Origin of the sequence: Phocaeicola sp. RTP21198st1_B8_RTP21198_201120 (genome assembly GCF_040929485.1) — a bacterium.
Classification (GTDB): Bacteria; Bacteroidota; Bacteroidia; order Bacteroidales; family Bacteroidaceae; genus Phocaeicola; species Phocaeicola dorei.
In genome coordinates, this window is sequence record NZ_JBCOCI010000551.1 from 1 (window position 1) to 1043 (window position 1043).

1 protein-coding gene is annotated in these 1043 nt (G+C 35.6%); it reads left to right on the forward strand.

Going from position 1 to position 1043, the window contains the following annotated elements; translation table 11 throughout:
* Positions 1-1043, forward strand: a 1043-nt coding sequence (locus AB5935_RS28010) for a Z1 domain-containing protein (RefSeq protein ID WP_368328101.1), incomplete at both ends; no start/stop codon positions are given.

Sequence of the window (1043 nt, forward strand, 5' to 3'; positions counted from 1 at the left end):
AAGCAGGAGTTTTAATTATTGATGATGAAGCTGATCAAGCAAGTCTGAATGGCTATGCTTACAAAAATAGTAAATCAGAAGAATGGGAAGATGATGAATATACAACTACATATAGTAGTATCATGAAATTAAAGGGGGCTTTGGCAAACCATTCCTACATACAATATACGGCAACTCCGCAAGGACCATTGTTAATAAGTATAATGGACTTACTATCACCTAAGCATCATACTGTTTTGACTCCTGGCAAAACTTATACTGGTGGCAAAACTTTTTTTTGTGATGAGCCAGGTTTAATCATAACAATTCCTGAAGGAGAAGTTTTTCATTCAAAGCACAATAACCTTGCTGATTGTCCGGATTCACTTGTAAACGCCTTACAGTTACATTTAATGGGTGTTGCTATCATAGTAAAACTTTTACAGAAAGAATCTTTTTTATCTATGATGATACATGCGGATAGAGATCAAGATGCGAGCGAGAAATTTTATAGATGGATAAAAAATATCATTGATGCATGGTCGAATATTTTAGCTAATGGAGAACAAGACCTGGGCTACCAAGAATTGAAAGATAGCTTTGCAAAATGTTATCCAGAATCTATACGGATGTATGAAGCTCACAATGAGTCAGCCCCATCCTTTGAGGATATCTGGTGCTGTATAGATGATATCATTCTTGACACCAATGTTGAATTAGTTATAAGCAGGAATAAGAGACAAGGTGAAAATAAAGAGATTGATTGGGCTAGCAGTTGTTCTCACATATTGGTTGGAGCAGATATGCTTAATCGGGGTTTTACTGTAGAGCATCTTGCAGTAACATATATGCCGAGATGTAGTGTCGGAAAATCTACCGCAGATACAATTCAACAGCGATGTCGTTTTTTTGGATATAAGCAAAATTATCTTTGGTCATGCCGTGTGTTTTTACCTTTTGAGGTAATAATTGAATACAAAGAATATGTAGAGCATGAAGAAGAAATGAGAAAATGGCTTCTCGATAATAAAAACCTTGAAGATGTTGAGCGACTACTATTAATC